The sequence below is a fragment of the Rhodococcus sp. 320_ES genome (assembly GCF_059691855.1).
The window spans coordinates 44,920-64,131 of the sequence record NZ_JCAWAG010000003.1; the positions used below are offsets into that span (position 1 = coordinate 44,920).

A 19,212-nucleotide genomic window follows, 5' to 3' on the forward strand; every position below is an offset into this window, starting at 1 on the left:
CGCTGTGCGCGAATTCCGCCCCTAGAGGGCACTAATTCACGCACAGCGGCGAAGCCGCCTACAGGACGACGTTCACCATCCGGCCCGGCACCACGATGACCTTCTTCGGCTCCTTGCCGTCCAACATTGCCACGATCTTCTCTTCTGCCAGCGCAGCCGCAGAAACGTCTTCGCGAGATGCGTCGGCGGATACCGTGATCCGGCTTCGGACCTTTCCGTTCACCTGGATCGGGTAGTCGACCGTGTCGTCGACGAGCCACTTCTCCTCGGCGACGGGGAAGGGGCCGTGGGCGAGGGACTCGTTGTGCCCCAATTTGTTCCACAGCTCCTCGGCCAGGTGCGGAGCCAGGGGAGCAAGCATGAGAACCACCGACTCCACCGCGCCGCGCGGGGCACCGTTCGGGTACTCCTTCGTGAGGTAGTTGGTGAGCTCGATCAACTTGGCGCCGGCCGTATTGTCGCGCAGCGCAGCGTAATCCGCGTCGACGCCGGAGATCGCGCGGTGAACCGCACGCTGGGTGTCGTCGGACAGGGCATCGTCGGTGACGCGGAGGGCACCGGTCTCCTCGTCGACGACCAGACGCCACACGCGCTGCAGAAAGCGCTGCGCTCCCACGACGTCCTTGGTGGCCCAGGGTCGTGAGGTGTCGAGAGGACCCATGGACATCTCGTACATGCGCAGAGTGTCGGCGCCGTACTGCTCGAAGATCTCGTCCGGTGAGACGGAGTTCTTCAGCGACTTGCCCATCTTTCCGTACTCACGGTTGACCTCGGCGCCCTCGTAGAAGTACTTGCCACCCTCCTCGGTCACCTCTTCGGCGGGCACGTAGACACCGCGAGCATCCGTATAGGCGTATGCCTGAATATAGCCCTGGTTGTAGAGACGCCGATACGGCTCACGAGAGCTGACATGGCCCAGGTCGAAGAGCACCTTGTGCCAGAACCGCGCGTACAGCAGGTGCAGCACCGCGTGCTCGACACCGCCGACGTAGAGATCAAGACCACCGGGGTCGTTCGGGCCGTGGACGTCCGGGCGCGGACCCATCCAGTAGGCCTCGTTCTCCGGCGCGCACATCTGATCGGAGTTCGTGGGGTCGATGTATCGCAGCTGATACCAGGAACTTCCGGCCCACTGCGGCATCACATTGGTGTCGCGGTGGTACGTCTGCAGTCCGTCGCCGAGGTCGAGTTCGACGTCGACCCAGTCCGATGCCTTCGCCAGCGGGGGCGACGGTTCGCTGTTGGCGTCGTCGGGGTCGAAGGAAACAGGTGCGTAGTCCTCGACCTCGGGGAGCTCGACCGGCAACATGTTCTCCGGCAACGCAACAGCTTCGCCGTTCGCGTCGTACACGATGGGGAAGGGCTCGCCCCAGTAGCGCTGGCGCGCGAACAGCCAGTCGCGCAGCTTGTACTGGATGGTGCCCTGCCCGGTGCCGTCCTTCTCTAGGCGCGAGACGATCTCGGCTTTCGCGTCGTCGACCGAAAGTCCGTTCAGGTACTCGGAATTGATCAGCTCACCCGCGCCGGTGTGCGCCGCTTCGGTGACGTCTCCGCCGGAGATGACGTCCACGATTGGGAGGCCGAACGCGGTGGCGAACTCCCAGTCGCGCTGGTCGTGCGCCGGCACCGCCATGATCGCGCCCGTCCCGTATCCGGTGAGGACATAGTCGGCGATGAACACCGGAACCTTCTGCCCGTTCACCGGATTGGTCGCGTAGGCACCGGTGAAGACGCCGGTCTTCTCCTTGTTCTCCTGGCGCTCGAGGTCGGACTTCGCGGCGATCGCTCGGCGATATTCGCCGACGGCCAACAGCGGAGTGCCTTCACCGAGTGTCCAGCGCTCGTCGACGTCGGTCGGCCACGCCACGGCGGTGATGTCGTCCACCAACGGATGTTCCGGCGCGAGAACGACATACGTCGCGCCGAACAGTGTGTCCGGCCGGGTGGTGAACACGTCGATCGGCTCGCTGCCCGAACCGTGCGGAAGGTCGGCGACGAATGTGACCCGCGCGCCGCGTGAGCGGCCGATCCAGTTGCGCTGCATGGACTTGACCTTGTCCGGCCAGTCCAGCAGGTCCAGGTCGTCGATCAGACGGTCGGAATAGGCGGTGATACGCATCATCCACTGCCGCAGGTTCTTTCGGAACACCGGGAAGTTTCCGCGATCGCTGCGTCCGTCGGCGGTGACCTCCTCGTTGGCGAGCACCGTTCCCAGACCGGGGCACCAGTTCACCAGCGAGTTGGACTGGTAGACGAGGCGATAGCCGTCGACGACGGTCTTGCGCTCCTCGGCGGTCAACGAGCTCCAGGCCCGTCCGTCGTCCAGCGACCTCGACCCGTCCGCGAACTCGGCCTCGAGTTCGGTGATCGGACGCGCGCGACCGGCCTCGGCGTCGTACCAGGCACCGTAGATCTGCAGGAAGATCCACTGCGTCCAGTGGTAGAAGTCGACGTCGGTGGTCGCGAGCGAGCGCCGGGTGTCGTGCCCGAGTCCGAGACGACCCAACTGGCGCCGCATGTTCGCGATGTTGGCTTCGGTGGTCGTGCGCGGGTGCGTGCCGGTCTGCACGGCATACTGCTCCGCGGGGAGGCCGAAAGCGTCGTACCCGAGCGTGTGGAGAACATTGCGTCCGCGCATGCGGTGGTAGCGAGCGAACACGTCGGTTGCGATGTACCCGAGGGGGTGACCGACGTGCAGGCCGGAACCGGAGGGGTACGGGAACATGTCCTGCACGAAGAGCTTGTCGTCCGGGACCGAGCCGGCCAAAGCTCCCACCGGGTTGGGCGCGTCGAACGTCCCCTCCGCAGCCCACCGCTCCTGCCACTGCGCTTCGATACGCCCCGCCAGGTCCGCGGTATAGCGAAATTCGGGTGCAGTTTCCTGTTGCTCGGTCACTTCACCAGCCTAAAGCGTGACGGTCCCCGTCCGGACGACCGCCTGCGCCGACGTATCCTGGGCTACGTGATTGCTGCCATCGTCTTGCTCGTCGCCGCTGTATTCGTCGGGACCGTCGCCGTCCTCGCTCTCACACGCAAGCTGCCTCGCAACCGCTTCGCGGGCGTCCGCACTCCGGCCGCGATGAGCTCCGACGACGCATTCACCGTCGCCAACCGCGTCGCCGGACCCACCACCGCCGCAGCAGCGCTCTTCCTGCTCTTCGGCGCGATCGCCTCGCTCGCGTTCGGTGGGTGGGCAGCAGCCGTGGCCATCGTGGTCTGCGTTGCCGCTGCCGTCGTCATCGCCGGCATGGGCGGTACCGCGGGTGCCCGCGCCGCCGCCGCACTGCCGAAGCCGGAAGCCGCGGGGTGCGGCCACTCGTGCACGTCGTGCAGCCTGAAGGACGCGTGCCAGCCCTCCTGACGTGGGACTTTCTTCCAAACTCGCGGCGGTCAAGCTCGACGGTTTCGTTCTCGGCATCATTGCCGCGGCCGTCCTCGCGAGCATGTTCCCGGCATCGGGGACGTCCGAAGATGTCCTGACGTGGGTGACCAAGATCAGCGTCGCGCTGCTCTTCCTTCTCTACGGCGCGCGGCTGTCGCCGAAGGAGGCGCTGGACGGTGTCAGACACTGGCGACTGCACTCGGTGGTCCTGGCCGCGACCTACATTCTCTTTCCACTGATCGGGCTGGCGCTGCGGATCCTCGTGCCGACCGTTCTGACCGACGATCTCTACACCGGCGTCCTGTATCTGTGTCTGGTCCCGTCGACCATTCAGTCGTCGATCGCGTTCACCTCGATCGCCAAAGGCAACGTTGCGGGAGCGGTCGTCAGTGCGTCGCTGTCGAACATTCTGGGCGTGTTCGTGACTCCGCTGCTGGTGATCTTGCTCATGAACACCTCGGGTCAGGCGACCGTCGGGGCGTCCGCGGTGGGCGACATCCTGCTTCAGCTCCTGCTGCCGTTCGTCGTCGGGCAGTTGCTGCGACCCCTGGTGTCGGGATGGCTGAGCCGACACTCGGCACCGACGAAGATCGTCGACCGCGGGTCCATCCTGCTGATCGTCTACTCCGCGTTCAGCGCCAGCATGAACGAGCACGTCTGGTCGTCGGAATCGGTGTGGCACGTCGTCGCGGTCGTCGTCGTGTGCGGGGTGCTCCTCGCGATCATCCTGGGGCTCACCGCGCTGATCGGTCGGGCGCTGAAGTTCGACCGCGCGGATCGCATCGTCGTGCTGTTCTGCGGATCGAAGAAGAGTCTGGCCAGTGGGCTGCCGATGGCGTCGGTGCTGTTCGCGGGTCAGCCGGTGGGCCTGATCGCGCTGCCGCTGCTCATCTTTCACCAGATCCAGCTGATCGTCTGCGCGGTTCTCGCCGGGCGGTACGAGAGATCGTCCCAATTGTGACCTTGACCCCCTGACGACGTAAGACGGCGTCCATGGGAGTGGATTATTCTCCACTCCCATGACGGACGGCTCCCGCTTCGCTCTTCGGCCCATGCATCCGCGCGACCCGGGCCAACCGCATCGCACGGCCAGCTCGCTCGAACTGTTCTTCGACCTGGTCTTCGTGGTCGCGGTGTCGTTCGCCTCGGTCGAGCTGGCCCACATGATCGAGGACGATCACATCGCCGACGGCGTGCTCTCGTACGCGCTGGTGTTCTTCGCGATCTGGTGGGCGTGGATGAACTTCACGTGGTTCGCAACGTCATTCGACACCGACGACTGGCTGTACCGGGTCACCACGATCGTGCAGATGGCCGGAGTCCTGGTGCTGGCAGCCGGGGTTGCCGACGCCATGAACGACTCCGACTTCACCCTCGTGACCATCGGCTACGTGATCATGCGGTTGGCAATGGTCAGCCAGTGGCTCCGCGCCGCACGTCGCAACGCGCAGTACCGGGCGACCGCCCTGCGCTATGCCGCCGGCATCACGGTGGTGCAGGTGTTCTGGATACTGCGGCTGTTCCTGCCCGACGGGCTTGCACTGATCGGGTTCCTGGTACTGGTCGTCGCCGAAATCGCTGTGCCCGTGGTCGCGGAGCGCGCGCGCCAGACACCGCTGCACGCCGAGCACATCGCGGAGCGGTACGGACTCTTCACACTGATTCTGCTCGGTGAATCACTGCTCGCCTCGGCCACGGCGGTCGTCGGAGCGTTGCAGGAGGACGGCCACCTGATGCCGCTGATCTCGTTGGCGGTGACCGCCTTGATCGTGGTCGCTTCGATGTGGTGGATCTACTTCGATGTCCCGCAACATGATTCGGTGGGGTCGATACGTAGTTCGCTGACCTTCGGGTACGCGCACTACTTCATCTTCGCCGCTGCGGGCGCCGTGTCGTCCGGCATCGAGGTTGCGGTCGCGCACATCGAGCACCCGGGTGACCTGACCGAGTTCCAGGCGGCTGCGGTGCTCGTGGTTCCGGTGGCTGTCTTCTTGCTTGCGTTCTGGGCCCTGGCAATTCGACCGCGCGCGTCCGCACTGGTGAACGTCTGCGTTCCGCTCGCAGCGGTGGTGATCCTGGCGTCGGCGTTCGTGCCCGGGTCGGGCATCGTCACGGCTGCGGCGTTGGTCGTCGTCGTGGTCACGATGGTGCTGAGGCCCGCGCGTCGATCGGTCGTGTGACCGGCTCAGCCGCGCATCGACTTCCGAATCTCCTCGAGCTTCTTGCGTCCCGCCTCGTCACGCGCCGCAACCTGCTCCTCGAGCGTGGGGCTGTCCAGCTCGCGCTGTCCGGCCGCGGATCCGGCGCGGCCGGTGATGCGCTCGCGTACCGAGTCGAAGGTCGGAACGCCGCCCTGTGTGAATCCATCCTGTGTGAATCCATCCTGTGTGAATCCAGGCTGTGTGAATCCAGGCTGTGTAAAACCAGGCTGTGTGATCCCCTGACCGATCACCATCGGTGGGTCGACTTCCTCCTGCACGACATCCGCCTGCACGACGCCGGCCGCCACGTCGTAGATGTCGCGCAGCGCGGGTCGCGTACTCGTCACGCGCACGATGAGCGCCCGCAGTTCGTCGTCCCCGAGGTGGTCCACATCGTCCATGGGAACAGCCTACGACCGACCGGACCGAGCGATCTGTCCGTTCAGCAACTGCGCGGCGGTGTCGGGGTCGTCCACGGTGATCACCAGGGGCCGGTTGTCGGTGCGGTGGACCTCGAGCGCAACTCCGCTGCGCAGCGCGATACCGGTGCGGCCCTTGCGTCCCAGTCGTAGACCGAAGCCACCGAATTCGCGCAACGCACCCACGGTAGTGGACTCGGCGTAGTCGATTTCCGCGAGCGGGGTCCTGATGGTGGGGAAGCCGAGAAGCGGTGCCGCCGTGAGCCCGCGGCGATCGACGGTGACTCGCCACGTCATCTGACTTCCCACCAGTGCCAGGACGACGAGGCCGATCAGCAACGCGAACCACGTTCCGGTGATGGCCGAGGCCGCGACGCAGACCATGAACGCCACCACGGCCACGGCGACTCCGGTCCGGCTCGACGCGGTGCGCGTCCACACGACCGTCTCGTCTGCCGTCAGCTCGATTCGCGACGCGTCGGCGGGCAGCGCCGAGGCGGGGGGCCGCGGGTCGTCCCGCGGGGTCAGATACCACGCCGCCGCGGCCACCGCGATCGCGAGAACGAAGGCAACGATCAGGACCCCGTCGATCGATTCCGTTGCGGCACCGCCACTCTGGACGGCGACGGTACCCACCAGCACGGCCGCGAGGTAGACAGCCTGCCACACCGACACCGACGCCAGGAGGGCGCGGACGAGGTGGTCGACGTGGGTCGCGCGAAGAAGGAAGGCCGAGAGAACTCCGGAGAACACCAGTGTCGTGAGGGCGAACACCGCGATCATGGTGTTCAGCGAGGTCGTGCGCGACTCACCGGTGACGAGAGTGTTCGGCAGATCGCCGGGCCAGAACGCGGCGGCCAGTGCGGCCGTGGTGATCACCAGCACCGGCAAGCCGGCGACGAGCAGCAGCGAACGCATTCTTGTGGTCATGACGACTCCTGTTCGATGGCGGAACGTACCAACGACGTGGTGGCGTCGTGGGAGAGGCCGAGCCGAACCGATTCGGCCGCAACGACTTCGAGTGCCTTCTGCAGATCGGTCCAGTCGTGGGGGCTCGCGCTGATGACGGCGCCGCGCCCGCGCCGCAGTTCCAGCAACCCTTCGTCGCGCAGGATTTGATACGCGCGAAGGACCGTGTGCACGTTGACGTCGAGGGACGCCGCCAGTTCCTTCGCCGACGGCAGTCGCTCGCCGGTGACGACGTCGCCTTGCACCACCGCGGTGCGGATCGCGCCGGCGAGTTGGGCGAAGAGCGGCTCCGGTGCGGAGGGATCGACTCGAATGAACACATCGTCATCGTATAGTTCTAGTTTTAGTATAACAAGTGCCTTCTCTCAGGAATCCGGTCTACCGTCACGATCATGACGCGATTCGACCATCCCGACGGTGTGATCAGGCCTGCCTACACGGGACGGCTGGCCACCGATCCGATTCCGGCGCTACGACTCCCGGACGACTCGATGGACCCGAATGCGGCATATCGGTTCATTCACGACGAATTGATGCTCGACGGCAGCTCCCGGCTCAACCTCGCCACCTTCGTCACCACGTGGATGGACCCCGAGGCCGAGAAGCTGATGGCGGAGACCTTCGACAAGAACATGATCGACAAGGACGAGTACCCCGCGACCGCGTCGATCGAGGAGCGGTGCGTGAACATGGTTGCCGCGCTGTGGAATGCGCCCGACCTGTCACCGACGGATTCGTCGTCCGCCACCGGGGTGTCGACCATCGGATCCAGCGAAGCGGTCATGCTCGCGGGACTGGCCCTGAAGTGGCGGTGGCGCGCGCGGCGCCGAGAGTCGGGCGCGGACACCTCCCGTCCCAATCTCGTTCTGGGAAGCAATGTTCAGGTCGTGTGGGAAAAGTTCTGTCGCTACTTCGACGTCGAGCCCAAGTACCTGCCCATGGAGAAGGGCCGCTACGTCATCACCGCCGAGCAGGTCGCGGCGGCGGTCGACGAGAACACGATCGGCGTCGTCGCGATTCTCGGGACCACGTTCACCGGCGAGCTCGAGCCGATCGGCGAGATCTCCGACGCCCTCGACGATCTCGCGGCGAAGGGCGGGCCGGACGTGCCCATTCATGTCGACGGTGCGAGCGGTGGTTTCGTGGTGCCGTTCCTGAACGCCGACCTCGCATGGGATTTCCGGCTCGAGCGGGTGAAGTCCATCAACGCCAGCGGCCACAAGTACGGACTGACCTACCCCGGACTCGGCTTCGTCGTCTGGCGCACCGCGCAGGACCTTCCCGAGGATCTGGTTTTCCGGGTGAACTATCTCGGCGGCGACATGCCCACCTTCACGCTGAACTTCTCACGACCCGGCAACCAGGTCATCGGGCAGTACTACAACTTCCTGCGCCTCGGCCGCGGCGGCTACACCCGCATCATGGAAGCGTTGCGCGACACGGCCACCCGGGTCGCACAGCACCTGAGCGAGCACGAGGACTTCGAGGTGATCACCGACGGGAGCGCGATCCCGGTGGTGTCGTTCATGCTCCGCGGCGATCCCGGCTTCTCGGTGTTCGACATCTCCCATGAACTGCGCGCCCGCGGATGGCAGGTGCCCGCCTACACGATGCCGGAGAACGCCACCGACGTGGAAGTGCTCCGCATCGTCGTGCGCGAGGCCTTCAGCGCCGACCTCGGCCGGCTGCTGTGCGAATCGATCGACGCGGTCGTGTCGGACCTGCACCAACGCGTTGCAGGACACCGGCATCCGAAGGTCGAGCCCTTCGCACACTGACTCAGTTGCTGGTCACGTCCACCGGGTGCGTGGCCAGCATCGCGAGTGGCATCGGCTGCCGCCGCAGGACGTGGGCCCACAGATCCGTCTGCGGCGGGCCGATCAGATCCGACGGCAACGCGGAGACCACCATCCAGTCGTCGCGCTCCAGCTCACCGTGCAGCTGGCCCAGCGACCAGCCGGAGTACCCGGCAAAGATGCGCACGCCGTCGACCATCGGGGCGATGTCGTCGGGATCGCTGTCGAGGTCCACCATCACCACTCGGCCGTCGACGCGGCGGATCCCGCGGACGCCGTCCGGGTCGACGCCGCGGCGGAGCGTCGCCAGGCACAGCGCCGAATCACGCTTGACCGGTCCACCGACGAACAGCGTCTTCGGCTGGGCGGTCAGATCGGCCCACTGCGGCAGCACGCCGCGTACCGCGGTCTCGCTGGGCCGATTCACCACGACGCCGAGGCTGCCCGCGTCGTTGTGCTCGATGACGTAGATGACGGTGCGCCGGAACGTCGGCTCCACCAGCTCCGTCGACGAGACCAGCAAACTTCCGGGACGAACGACGTGATCGGTCGACGCCGTACGGTCCTCCGGTTCCTCCGCGTATCCCACGCCATCCATCATCGCACCGGCAACCGGGATTGGCTGGGAGATAGTGTCTCGTCATGTCCGCCGAGACGAATGTGCGCACCCGGTTGCGCCAGTCGCCCGGGGCGATTCGACTGACCGCGGTGAAGTTCGCGGGCCAGTTCGGGGACGGCATGTTCCAGGCGGCGCTGGGCGGCGCGATCCTGTTCAACCCGGAGCGCGAGACCGACCCCCTGGCCATCGCCGCCGGATTCGCGGTGCTTCTGCTGCCCTACTCACTGGTGGGCCCGTTCGCCGGCGCGCTGCTCGACCGCTGGGACCGGCGATCGGTCCTGCTGTGGGCAAACCTGTTGCGCGGCATCCTGATCGGAGTTGCCGCGCTGCTGCTGGCCACGGGCGGGGGAGACACTGCACTGCTCGTCACGGCGTTGGCGGCGGTCGGTGTCAGCCGATTCGTTCTGGCCGGGGTGTCGGCGGCACTGCCGAACGTGGTGCGCCCGTCCTGGCTGGTGACCACGAACTCGGTCCTCGCCACGGTCGGCTCCGGCGTCTCCGCCGCCGGGGCGGGCGTCGCCGTGGCCGTGATCGCGGTCGTCGGGTCAGGGGACGCGGCGGGGGCCATCGCGACCGGCCTCTCGATCGTCGGGTCCGTGATCGGCGTCGTCGCGGCAGCGGGCTTCGAGGCCGGCGTCCTCGGCCGAGGGGTCGACAGCACCACCTCCGCCGTCGGGGACGTACTGCGCGGTTTCGCCTCGGCCGCATCCGCCGTGTGGCGCGCGAGATCGGTACTGGCCGCCATGCTCGGCATCGGCGCGCACCGCATCGTGTTCGGGATCGACACACTGGTGATGGTGTTGTTGTTGCGGGGCAACACCTCCGACGGGTTCGTACCGGCCGGATTCGCCGGATTCGGAGTGGCACTGACCGCGACGGCGGCAGGCATGCTCCTCGCCGCCCTGATCACACCGCTGCTGATTCCCAAGGTGGGTCGTGGGCGCACCATCGCGGCTGCCCTGATCGTCGCGGCCGCCGCCCAGGGGCTGCTGATCGCGACGTTGACGCCCGACGTGATCGTGGTGGGCGCGTTCGTCCTCGGTGTCGCCGGTCAGACGATCAAGCTGACCGGCGACGCGGCCATGCAGCTCGACATCGACGACGCCCACCGCGGACGCGTCTTCGCGCTGCAGGACACCGTCTTCAACGTGGCGTTCGTGGGCGCGATCGCAGTGGCTGCGACCGTGGCCGACCACCCGCAGACGCTGGTGTACGTCGGGGTCGCCGTGTATCTGGCGAGTTTGGGTGCCAGTGCGTGCGCTCAGCGCACGTAAATACACCCAGAACTCACGATCGAGCGGCCCACCACGCCAACAACTCGCGCTCGGCCTCGTCCCGCTCCATCGGTCCCCGGTCCAGGCGCAGCTCCTTGAGGAACTTCCAGGCCTTGCCCACCTCAGGGCCCGCGGGGATGCCCAGCAACTCCATGATCGCGTTCCCGTCGAGGTCCGGGCGCACGCGCGCCAGATCCTCCTGCTCCTCGATACGCGCGATCCGCTGCTCGAGGTCGTCGTACGTGGCCTGCAGCGCGGCCGCGCGCCGCTTGTTGCGCGTCGTGCAGTCGGCCCGCACCAGCTTGTGCAGCCGGGGGAGGAGGTCGCCGGCGTCGGTGGCGTAGCGGCGCACCGCCGAATCCGTCCACTGCCCCTTGCCGTACCCGTGGAAGCGCAGGTGCAGGAAGACGAGCTGAGCGATGTCGTCGGTCAGCTTCTTCGGAAACTTGAGCGCCCGCAGCCGCTTTCGCACCATCTTCGCCCCGACCACCTCGTGGTGGTGAAAGCTGACTCCGCCGCCGGGCTCGTTGCGTTTGGTGTCGGGTTTGCCGATGTCGTGCAGCAGCGCAGCCCACCGCAGCACCAGGTCGGGATCGCCGTCCTCGAGGTCGATCGCCTGCTGGAGGACGGTCAGCGAATGCCAGTACACGTCCTTGTGCTGGTGGTGCTCGTCGATCTCGAGCTTCATCGCGGGAATCTCGGGCAGGATGCGCGCCGCCAGCCCGGTCTCGCACATGACCTCGATGCCGTCGACCGCGAACTCACCGAGGATCAGCTTGTCCAGCTCGGCGGTGATTCGCTCGACGGTGATGCGGTCGATCTGCTCGGCCATCTCCGTGATCGCGGTGAACACCCGCGGAAGCAGCGTGAAGCCGAGTTGCGAGGTGAACCGGGCGGCCCGCAACATCCGTAGGGGGTCGTCGTCGAAGGACGTCTCCGGCGCACCGGGGGTGTCGAGCACCCCGTCGAGCAGCGCGTCCAGTCCGCCGAGGGGGTCGACGAACTCCTGGGATCCGTCCGCGCCCAGGCGCACGGCCATCGCGTTGACGGTGAAGTCGCGGCGGACCAGGTCGTCCTCGAGCGACGAACCGTACGTGACCACGGGGTTTCGCGACACGCGGTCGTACTGGTCGGCACGGAACGTCGTGATCTCGATCTGCTTGCCGTGAAATACGGCGCTGATCGTTCCGAAGTCGATGCCGGTGTCCCACTGGTGGTCGACCCAGCCGGCGAGCAAGCTCTGGACGTCCGCGGGCCGGGCGTCCGTGGTGAAATCGAGATCGTCGGCCAGTCGCCCGAGCAGGGCATCGCGCACGCTGCCGCCGACGAGATACAGCTCGAACCCCTTCTCGGCGAATCGAGCGCCGAGCGGGCCGAGGACGTCCGCGTGCTCGCGCAGAGCCACGGTCGCCGAGGCCAGGAGGCGGTCGCGGCGACCGACGTCGGGAGTCAAGGACGAATCGGCCACGACGACGCAGCCTACCGAGGTGGTCACACCGCTCCGGACGCGGTCGCAGGCGCGGCACGAGAAGGTGAGGACGGAGAAAGAACTAGTATCGGGCGGGTGTCCGGTGCCGAGCGAGCTGACAGGAACCGCCGAGGTGTTCGGCGGCGACCTCGCTCCGGAGAAAAACCGACGCTGCGCACGGTCCGGGAAACCTCGGCCGGTGGGTTGGTCGTCGACGGTCTCGACGGACCGCGCGAGAAGCAGTGCGCCGCCCTGATCGGACGCACCGATCGCCGCGGCCGGCTGCTGTGGTCGCTACCGAAGGGACACATCGAATCGGGTGAAACGCCCGAGCAGACCGCCATGCGCGAAGTGGCCGAGGAAACCGGCATCAGCGGCACGGTCCTCGCACCCCTCGGCAGCATCGACTACTGGTTCGTCACCGAAGGCCGCCGTGTACACAAGACGGTCCACCACTACCTGCTGCGGTTTCTCGGTGGTCAACTCTCCGACGCGGACGTCGAGGTCACCGAGGTCGCCTGGGTGCCGCTCGCCGAGCTCGAGTCCAAACTCGCCTACGCCGACGAACGCAAGCTCGCCGAGCTGGCCGGCGAAATGATCGCCCGAATGGACTCCGATACCGGTCCAGACCGTCCCACGGCCGAATGAGTCCGGGGTTCTCCTGCCGCAGAACGCTGTCGGCCGTCGTCGTCGCGCTCGTGTTCGTTCTCTTCGCCGCCGCACCCGCCGACGCGCAGCCGGCTTCCGCCGAATCGGAGAACGCGCAATTCCTCGCGCTGTCGATCGACACGGTCGGCCCGACCACCGTCACCACCAGCAGCCCGTCGACCGTCACGGTCGCGGGCACCGTTCGCAACGTCGGTGACCGAGCGGTGGACGAGGTGGCGGTTCGCCTGCAACGCGCCGCACCCGTGTCCTCCGCCGAACAACTGCGCACGTCCCTGACCTTCGAGCAGAACGTGTTCGACACCGTCGGCGACTTCGAGACCCTCACCGACAAGCTCGACGTCGGGCAATCGGTGCCCTTCACGCTGTCCATGCCGCTGCGCGGACCGTCCGGGCCGTCCCTCGACATCAACGCGCCCGGTGTCTACCCCATGCTGGTGAACGTCAACGGCGCCCCGGACTACGGACAGCAGGCCCGACTCGACGACGCCCGCTTCCTTCTGCCCGTGGTCGGTGTCCCGCGTGATCCCCTCGCTCCTGATCCGGCCGCGCCGACGGCCACACCCGTTGCCCCGGACATCGCGAACCCCCTCGCCGTGTCGGTCATGTGGCCGCTCGCAGATCGTCCTCGCCTCGCCGCGGGCAACCCCGGATCGCTCGACGAAAAGGTGCGGCTGGTCGACGACGACCTCGCCACGTCTCTCGCGTCGGGGGGTCGGCTCGACGGGTTGGTCTCGGCTCTCGAATTCGCGACGGGCAGCGCCGTCGATCCCGGCGGCGCGCTGGCGAACAGCGTCTGCCTCGCCGTCGACCCGGATCTGCTCGTCACCGTCTCCAACATGACGCGCGGCTACCTCGTCGTCGACAACCCGGCCGACCCGACCGGTCCGTCGCACGACGGCACCGGCGCCGACGCCGCATCCGCGTGGCTCGAGCGCGTTCGCGCACTGGCGTCGAAGCTGTGCGTGACGGCGGTTCCGTTCGCCGGTACCGACCTGTCCGCCGTCGCGGAGATCGGCGACAGCCTGCTCTCCACCAGCGCCGTGACGACACCGTCGGACGTCGTGGACACGATTCTCGGGGTGACCTCGCGCCGAGGCCTCACCTGGCCGGATGCCGGCGCGGTCGACACCGCCACCGCGTCGCTGCTGGCCGGGCAGGGTCAGAACACTGCACTCGTCGCAGCCAACACCGTCGCCGGGGACCAGCCACAGGATCTCGTGGACGTCGCCGTGCCCGGCTCGTCGACCGGGTCGATACGGGCAGCCTTGTTCGATCCGGCGTCGGCCACCGCGCTCGCGGCGATCGGTGACCAGCCGCAGACACCGTCGTTCACACCCGTCAACCAAGTGTACGACCTCGCGAAGGATTCGCGCACCGCCCGTCTGCAGGATGCGCTGGGTGCCTTGACCTGGGAATCCCTGACCCCCACACCGGGTCGTGAACGCACCCTGACGGTGGTTCCGCCGCAGGGCTGGACCGCGGACGGCGACGAAGCAGCCGCCGTGCTGGGAACCGTGTCGGCGATGCTGCGGTCCGGGCTGGGGTCCCCACGACCCTGGTCGGTGTTCCTGAGCCGGACGGTCACCACGCCTGCGACGACGCCGTCCTACCCGGCCGCCGCATCGGCGGACGGCACACCGGAGTCGATACGAGGTGGCGCGGCCGGGCAGGTGGGGCGCATCGACTCGATGATGGCCGCACTGGTCGACGACCCGCAGAACGCCCTGACTCCGGCGCGGTTCACCAACCCGATGCGCGAGGATCTGCTCCGAGCCATGACCACCACCGACCGACGCGGCGCCCTGCGTACCGACGCCGAGACCGAGGCCGCGATCCGGGTGGCCAACGTCCGCACCGAAGTCGACGATCTGCTGGCGTCCGTGTCCATCATCGCTCCGGGCGGCGTGTTCACCCTTGCGTCGGAACAGAGCCCGCTTCTGCTGGTGGCGCGCAACGACCTACCCATCGGCATCACCGTCCGACTCGCCGTCGACGCGCCGCCCGCGATGGAGGTCGACGACATCGGACCCACCCTGCTGCCGCCGCGCGGAAGCCGCTCGCTGCAGGTGCCCGCGCGCGTCAGCGACTCGGAGAAGATGGTGGTCCAGATCGGACTGACGACGGCCGACGGCACGGTGCTGGGCGAACCGGCCACCGTGAACGTTCGTTCCAATGCGTACGGTCGAGCTTTGGCCATAATTACAGCGGGGGCCGGGGTTCTCCTGCTGCTCCTCGCGGGTCGGCGCCTCTGGCACCGATTCCGGGGACAGCCGGATCCAGCCGACGAAGGGTAAGAGGTAAGTCCATGACGGGGAGCACACCACGCGGAGACCGCGCGAGTTCTGCTCCGCAGGCACCGTGGGAACGCCCGGTGCTACCACCGGTCGAGAACCCGTCCGAGCGCGTCGCCCGCACCGACGGGCCGACCAGGCGTGCCATGCCGCAGCGAATCAGCCCGGACGACCCGTACTACTCGGACGCGCCTCCCATCCAGGTCGCGACAGGGCTGGAGAAGCAGCTTCCGCCTCGGACGGGACGGCCCGGACCTCCGCTCGACAGGCCGATCGAACCGCCGCGTCCGCCGCTGCGCCAGCCTCCCCGCCCGCCGCCCGCTCCTGTGCCGGTTCCTCCGCCGGTGCAGAGCACCCAGTCGACCTCGAAACTCCTCGCGGCAACCGGGTCCATCGCCATCGCCACCCTGCTGAGCCGCATCACCGGCTTCTTCAAGCAAGCCATGTTCCTCACGGTCCTGGGCCCGCTGGTCGCCAGCTCGTACACCGTGGCGAGCGTCATTCCGAACATGATCTCCGAGTTCGTCCTCGGCGCGGTGCTCACGGCCATCGTCGTTCCGGTACTCGTGCGAGCCGAACGCGAGGACGAGGACCAGGGCGCGGCCTTCGTCCGGCGACTCTTCACCGCCGCGCTGACGATGCTGGTTCTCGCCGCAGCCCTCGCCACGGCCGCCGCACCGGTGTTGACCAGCCTGTTTCTCGCCTCCGACGGCAAGGGCAACATCGGTCTGACGACGGCACTGCTGTACCTGTTGCTGCCCGCGATCATGTTCTACGGCCTGTCTGCCCTCTTCACCGCCATCCTCAATACGCGGCAGAACTTCAAGCCCGGTGCGTGGGCACCGGTACTCAACAACGTCGTCGTCCTGATCGTGCTGGTGGTCTACCTGCTCGTTCCCGGCGAGATCTCGCTGGACCCCACTCGACTGAGCGATCCGAAACTGCTGGTCCTGGGGCTCGGTGTGACTGCCGGCGTGGTGGTGCAGGTCCTGACGCTCGTTCCGGCGCTGCGTCGCAACCGCATCGACCTACGCCCGCTGTGGGGGCTCGACGCTCGTCTCAAGCAGTTCGGCGGGATGGCCGTGGCCATCATCCTGTACGTGATGATCAGCCAGGTCGGCATGATCTTCGCGACCCGAGTCTCGTCCACCGCCGACGTCGCCGGACCGGCCATCTACAACAACGCCTGGCTACTTCTGCAGCTGCCGTACGGCGTCCTCGGAGTGACACTGCTGACGGCGATCATGCCGCGGCTCAGTCGAAACGCCGCCGCCAAGGACACTCCTGCGGTGGTGGACGACCTGTCCGTCGCCACCCGCCTGACGATGCTGGCGCTCATCCCCGTCATCGGTTTCCTCACCGTGGCCGGACCGCAGGTGGGCCAGGCGCTCTACGGCTACGGCAACTTCGGGACCGACGCCGGCCGCCTCGGCGAAGCGGTCAGCTACTCGGCGTTCACCCTCATCCCGTACTCGTTGGTCCTGATCCACCTGCGCGTCTTCTACGCCCGCGAGCAGGCCTGGACCCCGACCTACATCGTCATCGGAATCACCTCGGTGAAGATCGCGCTGTCCGCTCTCGCACCCGTGCTCGCGACGTCGGACAGCCAGGTCGTTCTCCTCCTCGGTGTGGCCAACGGTCTCGGATACACCGCCGGCGCCGTCATCGGGTGGATGCTGCTTCGCCGCAGCCTTGCCGACCTCAAGCTCGCGGGCGTGCAGCGGACCGTCGGCGTGGTGCTCGGAGCCACGGTCCTCGCGGGTGCCGTCATGTACGGCGCCGACCGGCTGTTGGGCTTGAACAACCTGACGTCGGGTGCGGCGTCGCTCGTGCGCGTCGCGTTCGACGGAACGCTGATGATGTTGATCGTCTTCGCGATCCTCTACTTCGCTCGCATTCCGGAGATCGTGGCCGTGGTCGCGACCGTCAACCGCAAGCTCGGCCGAGGCACACCGCTCCCCGACGAGGTGGTCACCACCACGATGCGGACACCCGATCCGATGTTCGCCGAAACCGACCTTTTGCCTGTTCTACGCATGGATGGCGCCGGCTCCACTCCGGGTAGCTCGGGCCGTTCCGCAGGCTCCACTCCGGTCACCCCGGGGGCGGCACTCCCGTACCCTGGTCCCCGAAGCGGACCGGCGGACGATTCCGAAACGACGGTCCTTCCTGCGTTCGTCGACACGGACGCACGAATCACAGGTGAAGGAGCTGCTTTGACCGACGACGAGGCTGCGGGGGGGCGCGTTCCCTCCGAGACCGGAGCCGACACGGCTCCCGGCGGGGTGTCCACCGACACCGACGAACGTCAGGTCCACGCGGCAGCGAACACCCGCGCAGCAGCCGCAGACGAGGCAGCGAAGACAGACGAGACAGCGAAGTCAGACGAGGCACAGTCGGAAGCGGCGACCTCGCCCGACGACGACCAGGCCGCCGACCGCACGGAAGAATCCGCGGAGCTGGCCCGCGAGACGTCCGTCGACACCGGCATGATTCCGACCGGCGCACCCGCGATGCCGCCGATGGGTGGTCCCGACCACCCGCGGCCGACATTGCGCGGCCCGCAGCTGATTCCCGGTGCCTCCGTCGCCGGTGGCCGCTACCGTCTGCTCGCTCCGCACGGCGGTGCACGCGGCCTCAAGTTCTGGCAAGCCCACGACGTCAAGCTCGACCGCGAGGTGGCGCTGACATTCGTCGACGCCGATCAGCGTGCCGCCGGAGAACCGGCCGGAGACAACGACGGCCCCCAGGCCGTGCTGTCGCGCACGCTGCGGCTCGGCCGTATCACCTCGCCGGGCCTCGCCCGCGTTCTGGATGTCGTGCGCGGGAGTTCGGGCGGAATCGTCGTCGCCGAATGGACGCGTGGTCGATCGCTGCGCGAGATGGCGGAGACGGTGCCGTCGCCCATCGGCGCAGCGAACGCCATCAAGTCCCTCGCCGCGGCAGCCGAAGCGGCTCACCGCGGTGGCGGCGCCCTGTCGATCGATCATCCCGACCGCGTGCGTATCAGCACCAAAGGCGATGCGGTACTTGCGTTTCCGGCCACGCTCGGTGACGCCGATCCCGGCGCCGACGTACGTGGTCTCGGCGCGATGCTCTATGCGCTGATCACCGCCCGCTGGCCCCTCGGCGAGCCGGCGAGCGCCGACGGAACTCCGGGCAAGGGAGCACGCACCGTCGGCGGTATGGCCCTGGCCGATCGCACCAGTGTCGGAGCTCCCGTCGAGCCGCGCGCCATCCGTCCGGACGTGCCGTTCGAAATCTCGGCCGTCGCGGTTCGAGCCCTCGAGCAGAACACCGGGATCCGTACTGCGGCAACCGTTCAGCACATCCTCGGACAAGCCGCGGTGGTGAACGAACAGACCGAGATGATCCCCGCGTTGCGTCTCGGCCAACGCGCACCCGGCGCATCCGGTCATGCACTTGCCGACCCGGAAGATGCTGCGGCAGAACAGAAGAAGTCCAATCTGATGATCGCGGCGATGGTCGGCCTCGGCGCCGTCGTGGTCATCATCCTCGGGTTGCTCGGGTGGTGGATCGCGAACTTCTTCGCCGGTGGCAGCTCGGACGCTCCGCTCACGCAGCAGAACTTCGGATTGACCACCACCGTCGCCGCTCCGGCGGCGCCCGGTGACACGGCCGCGCCCGCGGCGCCCGCGGCGACACCGATCCCGATCGCGTCCGTCGAGGTGTTCTCGCCGCAGGGCAGTGCGGACAACCCGGGAACGGTCGACAACGTGCTGGACAACAATCCGTCGACCGTGTGGGACACGGATTCGTACTTCCAGCCGTTCCCCTCGCTCAAGAACGGTGTGGGGCTGCTGACCACTCTGGACCGGCCGAGCAACATCTCCAGCGTCTACATCAACTCGCCGTCGCCGGGAACGGTCGTCGAGATCCGGTCGGCCACCTCGTCGTCGCCGACGCTCGATCAGACGCAGGTCATCGGGTCGGCGACGTTGACGAACGGACTCAACGACATCTCCGTCAGGCCCGACGGCCCGGTCGATCACGTCCTGTTCTGGATCACCGACCTGAGCACCGCCGGCGGCAACAATCGCTCCACGATCGCCGACATCGGAGTGACCGGTACCAACTGATCGGCCGGTGTTCGGTCGCAACCG

At 67.5% G+C, this 19,212-nt stretch carries 14 protein-coding genes; 8 read left to right on the forward strand and 6 right to left on the reverse strand.

Annotated features, from left to right (window positions below; all coding sequences use genetic code 11):
* Positions 1-58: 58 nt before the first annotated feature.
* The gene (gene leuS / locus AC59JP_RS10855) at positions 59-2,896 is read right to left on the reverse strand and encodes a leucine--tRNA ligase (RefSeq protein WP_497325793.1); all 2,838 of its coding nucleotides are present in this window, start codon (positions 2,894-2,896) and stop codon (positions 59-61) included.
* Between the two features lie 66 nt (positions 2,897-2,962).
* Between leuS and AC59JP_RS10860 the strand changes: the two genes are divergently transcribed.
* Genes AC59JP_RS10860 through AC59JP_RS10870 form a run of 3 tightly spaced genes read left to right on the forward strand, consistent with a single transcriptional unit; the run spans position 2,963 to position 5,562 of the window.
* Positions 2,963-3,361, forward strand: a complete 399-nt coding sequence (locus AC59JP_RS10860) for an SdpI family protein (RefSeq protein WP_497325794.1) — start codon at positions 2,963-2,965, stop codon at positions 3,359-3,361.
* 1 nt (position 3,362) lies between these two features.
* The gene (locus tag AC59JP_RS10865) at positions 3,363-4,343 is read left to right on the forward strand and encodes a bile acid:sodium symporter family protein (protein ID WP_497325795.1); all 981 of its coding nucleotides are present in this window, start codon (positions 3,363-3,365) and stop codon (positions 4,341-4,343) included.
* 58 nt (positions 4,344-4,401) lie between these two features.
* Positions 4,402-5,562 (forward strand): low temperature requirement protein A, encoded by a 1,161-nt coding sequence (locus tag AC59JP_RS10870; RefSeq protein ID WP_497325796.1) that lies wholly within the window; start codon positions 4,402-4,404, stop codon positions 5,560-5,562.
* Positions 5,563-5,567: 5 nt separating this feature from the next.
* Here the strand turns inward: AC59JP_RS10870 and AC59JP_RS10875 are convergent, their stop codons facing one another.
* From AC59JP_RS10875 to AC59JP_RS10885, 3 genes are read right to left on the reverse strand one after another with little or no spacing between them, the layout of a single operon-like run.
* On the reverse strand, positions 5,568-5,984 hold the full coding sequence (locus tag AC59JP_RS10875) for a hypothetical protein (protein ID WP_497325797.1): 417 nt from the start codon (positions 5,982-5,984) through the stop codon (positions 5,568-5,570).
* Positions 5,985-5,993: 9 nt separating this feature from the next.
* The gene (locus AC59JP_RS10880) at positions 5,994-6,932 is read right to left on the reverse strand and encodes a hypothetical protein (RefSeq protein ID WP_497325798.1); all 939 of its coding nucleotides are present in this window, start codon (positions 6,930-6,932) and stop codon (positions 5,994-5,996) included.
* The gene (locus AC59JP_RS10885; RefSeq protein ID WP_497325799.1) at positions 6,929-7,291 is read right to left on the reverse strand and encodes a GntR family transcriptional regulator; all 363 of its coding nucleotides are present in this window, start codon (positions 7,289-7,291) and stop codon (positions 6,929-6,931) included. Before AC59JP_RS10885 ends, AC59JP_RS10880 begins: the two co-directional genes overlap by 4 nt.
* Before the next feature lie 72 nt (positions 7,292-7,363).
* Here AC59JP_RS10885 and gad point away from each other — a divergent pair, with 72 nt between their 5' ends.
* Complete coding sequence (gene gad / locus AC59JP_RS10890; protein WP_497325800.1) at positions 7,364-8,749, forward strand: glutamate decarboxylase; 1,386 nt, start codon at positions 7,364-7,366, stop codon at positions 8,747-8,749.
* A 1-nt stretch (position 8,750) separates the two neighbouring features.
* On the opposite strand, the gene AC59JP_RS10895 is transcribed toward gad, so the two are convergent.
* Entirely contained in the window at positions 8,751-9,356 is a 606-nt protein-coding gene (locus tag AC59JP_RS10895; protein ID WP_497325801.1) for a YqgE/AlgH family protein, read from the reverse strand.
* 53 nt (positions 9,357-9,409) lie between these two features.
* On the opposite strand from AC59JP_RS10895, the gene AC59JP_RS10900 reads away from it, so the two are divergent.
* On the forward strand, positions 9,410-10,660 hold the full coding sequence (locus tag AC59JP_RS10900) for an MFS transporter (protein WP_497325802.1): 1,251 nt from the start codon (positions 9,410-9,412) through the stop codon (positions 10,658-10,660).
* Positions 10,661-10,673: 13 nt separating this feature from the next.
* Here the strand turns inward: AC59JP_RS10900 and AC59JP_RS10905 are convergent, their stop codons facing one another.
* Positions 10,674-12,128, reverse strand: coding sequence for a CCA tRNA nucleotidyltransferase (locus AC59JP_RS10905; protein WP_497326470.1), 1,455 nt, complete (start codon positions 12,126-12,128; stop codon positions 10,674-10,676).
* A gap of 96 nt (positions 12,129-12,224) precedes the next feature.
* On the opposite strand from AC59JP_RS10905, the gene AC59JP_RS10910 reads away from it, so the two are divergent.
* Genes AC59JP_RS10910 through AC59JP_RS10920 form a run of 3 tightly spaced genes read left to right on the forward strand, consistent with a single transcriptional unit; the run spans position 12,225 to position 19,188 of the window.
* On the forward strand, positions 12,225-12,776 hold the full coding sequence (locus AC59JP_RS10910; RefSeq protein ID WP_497325803.1) for an NUDIX hydrolase: 552 nt from the start codon (positions 12,225-12,227) through the stop codon (positions 12,774-12,776).
* A complete protein-coding gene (locus AC59JP_RS10915) occupies positions 12,773-15,091 on the forward strand; it encodes a DUF6049 family protein (RefSeq protein WP_497325804.1) in 2,319 nt (772 codons plus the stop codon). The genes AC59JP_RS10910 and AC59JP_RS10915 overlap by 4 nt, the downstream gene beginning before the upstream one ends.
* Positions 15,092-15,102: 11 nt before the next feature.
* Entirely contained in the window at positions 15,103-19,188 is a 4,086-nt protein-coding gene (locus AC59JP_RS10920) for a murein biosynthesis integral membrane protein MurJ (RefSeq protein ID WP_497325805.1), read from the forward strand.
* The last annotated feature ends 24 nt before the right edge of the window (positions 19,189-19,212 follow it).

Excerpts from the sequence above, each read along its gene's own strand:
- AC59JP_RS10875 (WP_497325797.1), bottom strand. The coding sequence starts at position 5,984 with ATGGACGATGTGGACCACCTCGGGGACGACGAACTGCGGGCGCTCATC.
- gad (WP_497325800.1), top strand. The coding sequence starts at position 7,364 with ATGACGCGATTCGACCATCCCGACGGTGTGATCAGGCCTGCCTACACG.
- AC59JP_RS10870 (WP_497325796.1), top strand. The coding sequence starts at position 4,402 with ATGACGGACGGCTCCCGCTTCGCTCTTCGGCCCATGCATCCGCGCGAC.
- AC59JP_RS10880 (WP_497325798.1), bottom strand. The coding sequence starts at position 6,932 with ATGACCACAAGAATGCGTTCGCTGCTGCTCGTCGCCGGCTTGCCGGTG.
- AC59JP_RS10920 (WP_497325805.1), top strand. The coding sequence starts at position 15,103 with ATGACGGGGAGCACACCACGCGGAGACCGCGCGAGTTCTGCTCCGCAG.
- AC59JP_RS10915 (WP_497325804.1), top strand. The coding sequence starts at position 12,773 with ATGAGTCCGGGGTTCTCCTGCCGCAGAACGCTGTCGGCCGTCGTCGTC.
- AC59JP_RS10900 (WP_497325802.1), top strand. The coding sequence starts at position 9,410 with ATGTCCGCCGAGACGAATGTGCGCACCCGGTTGCGCCAGTCGCCCGGG.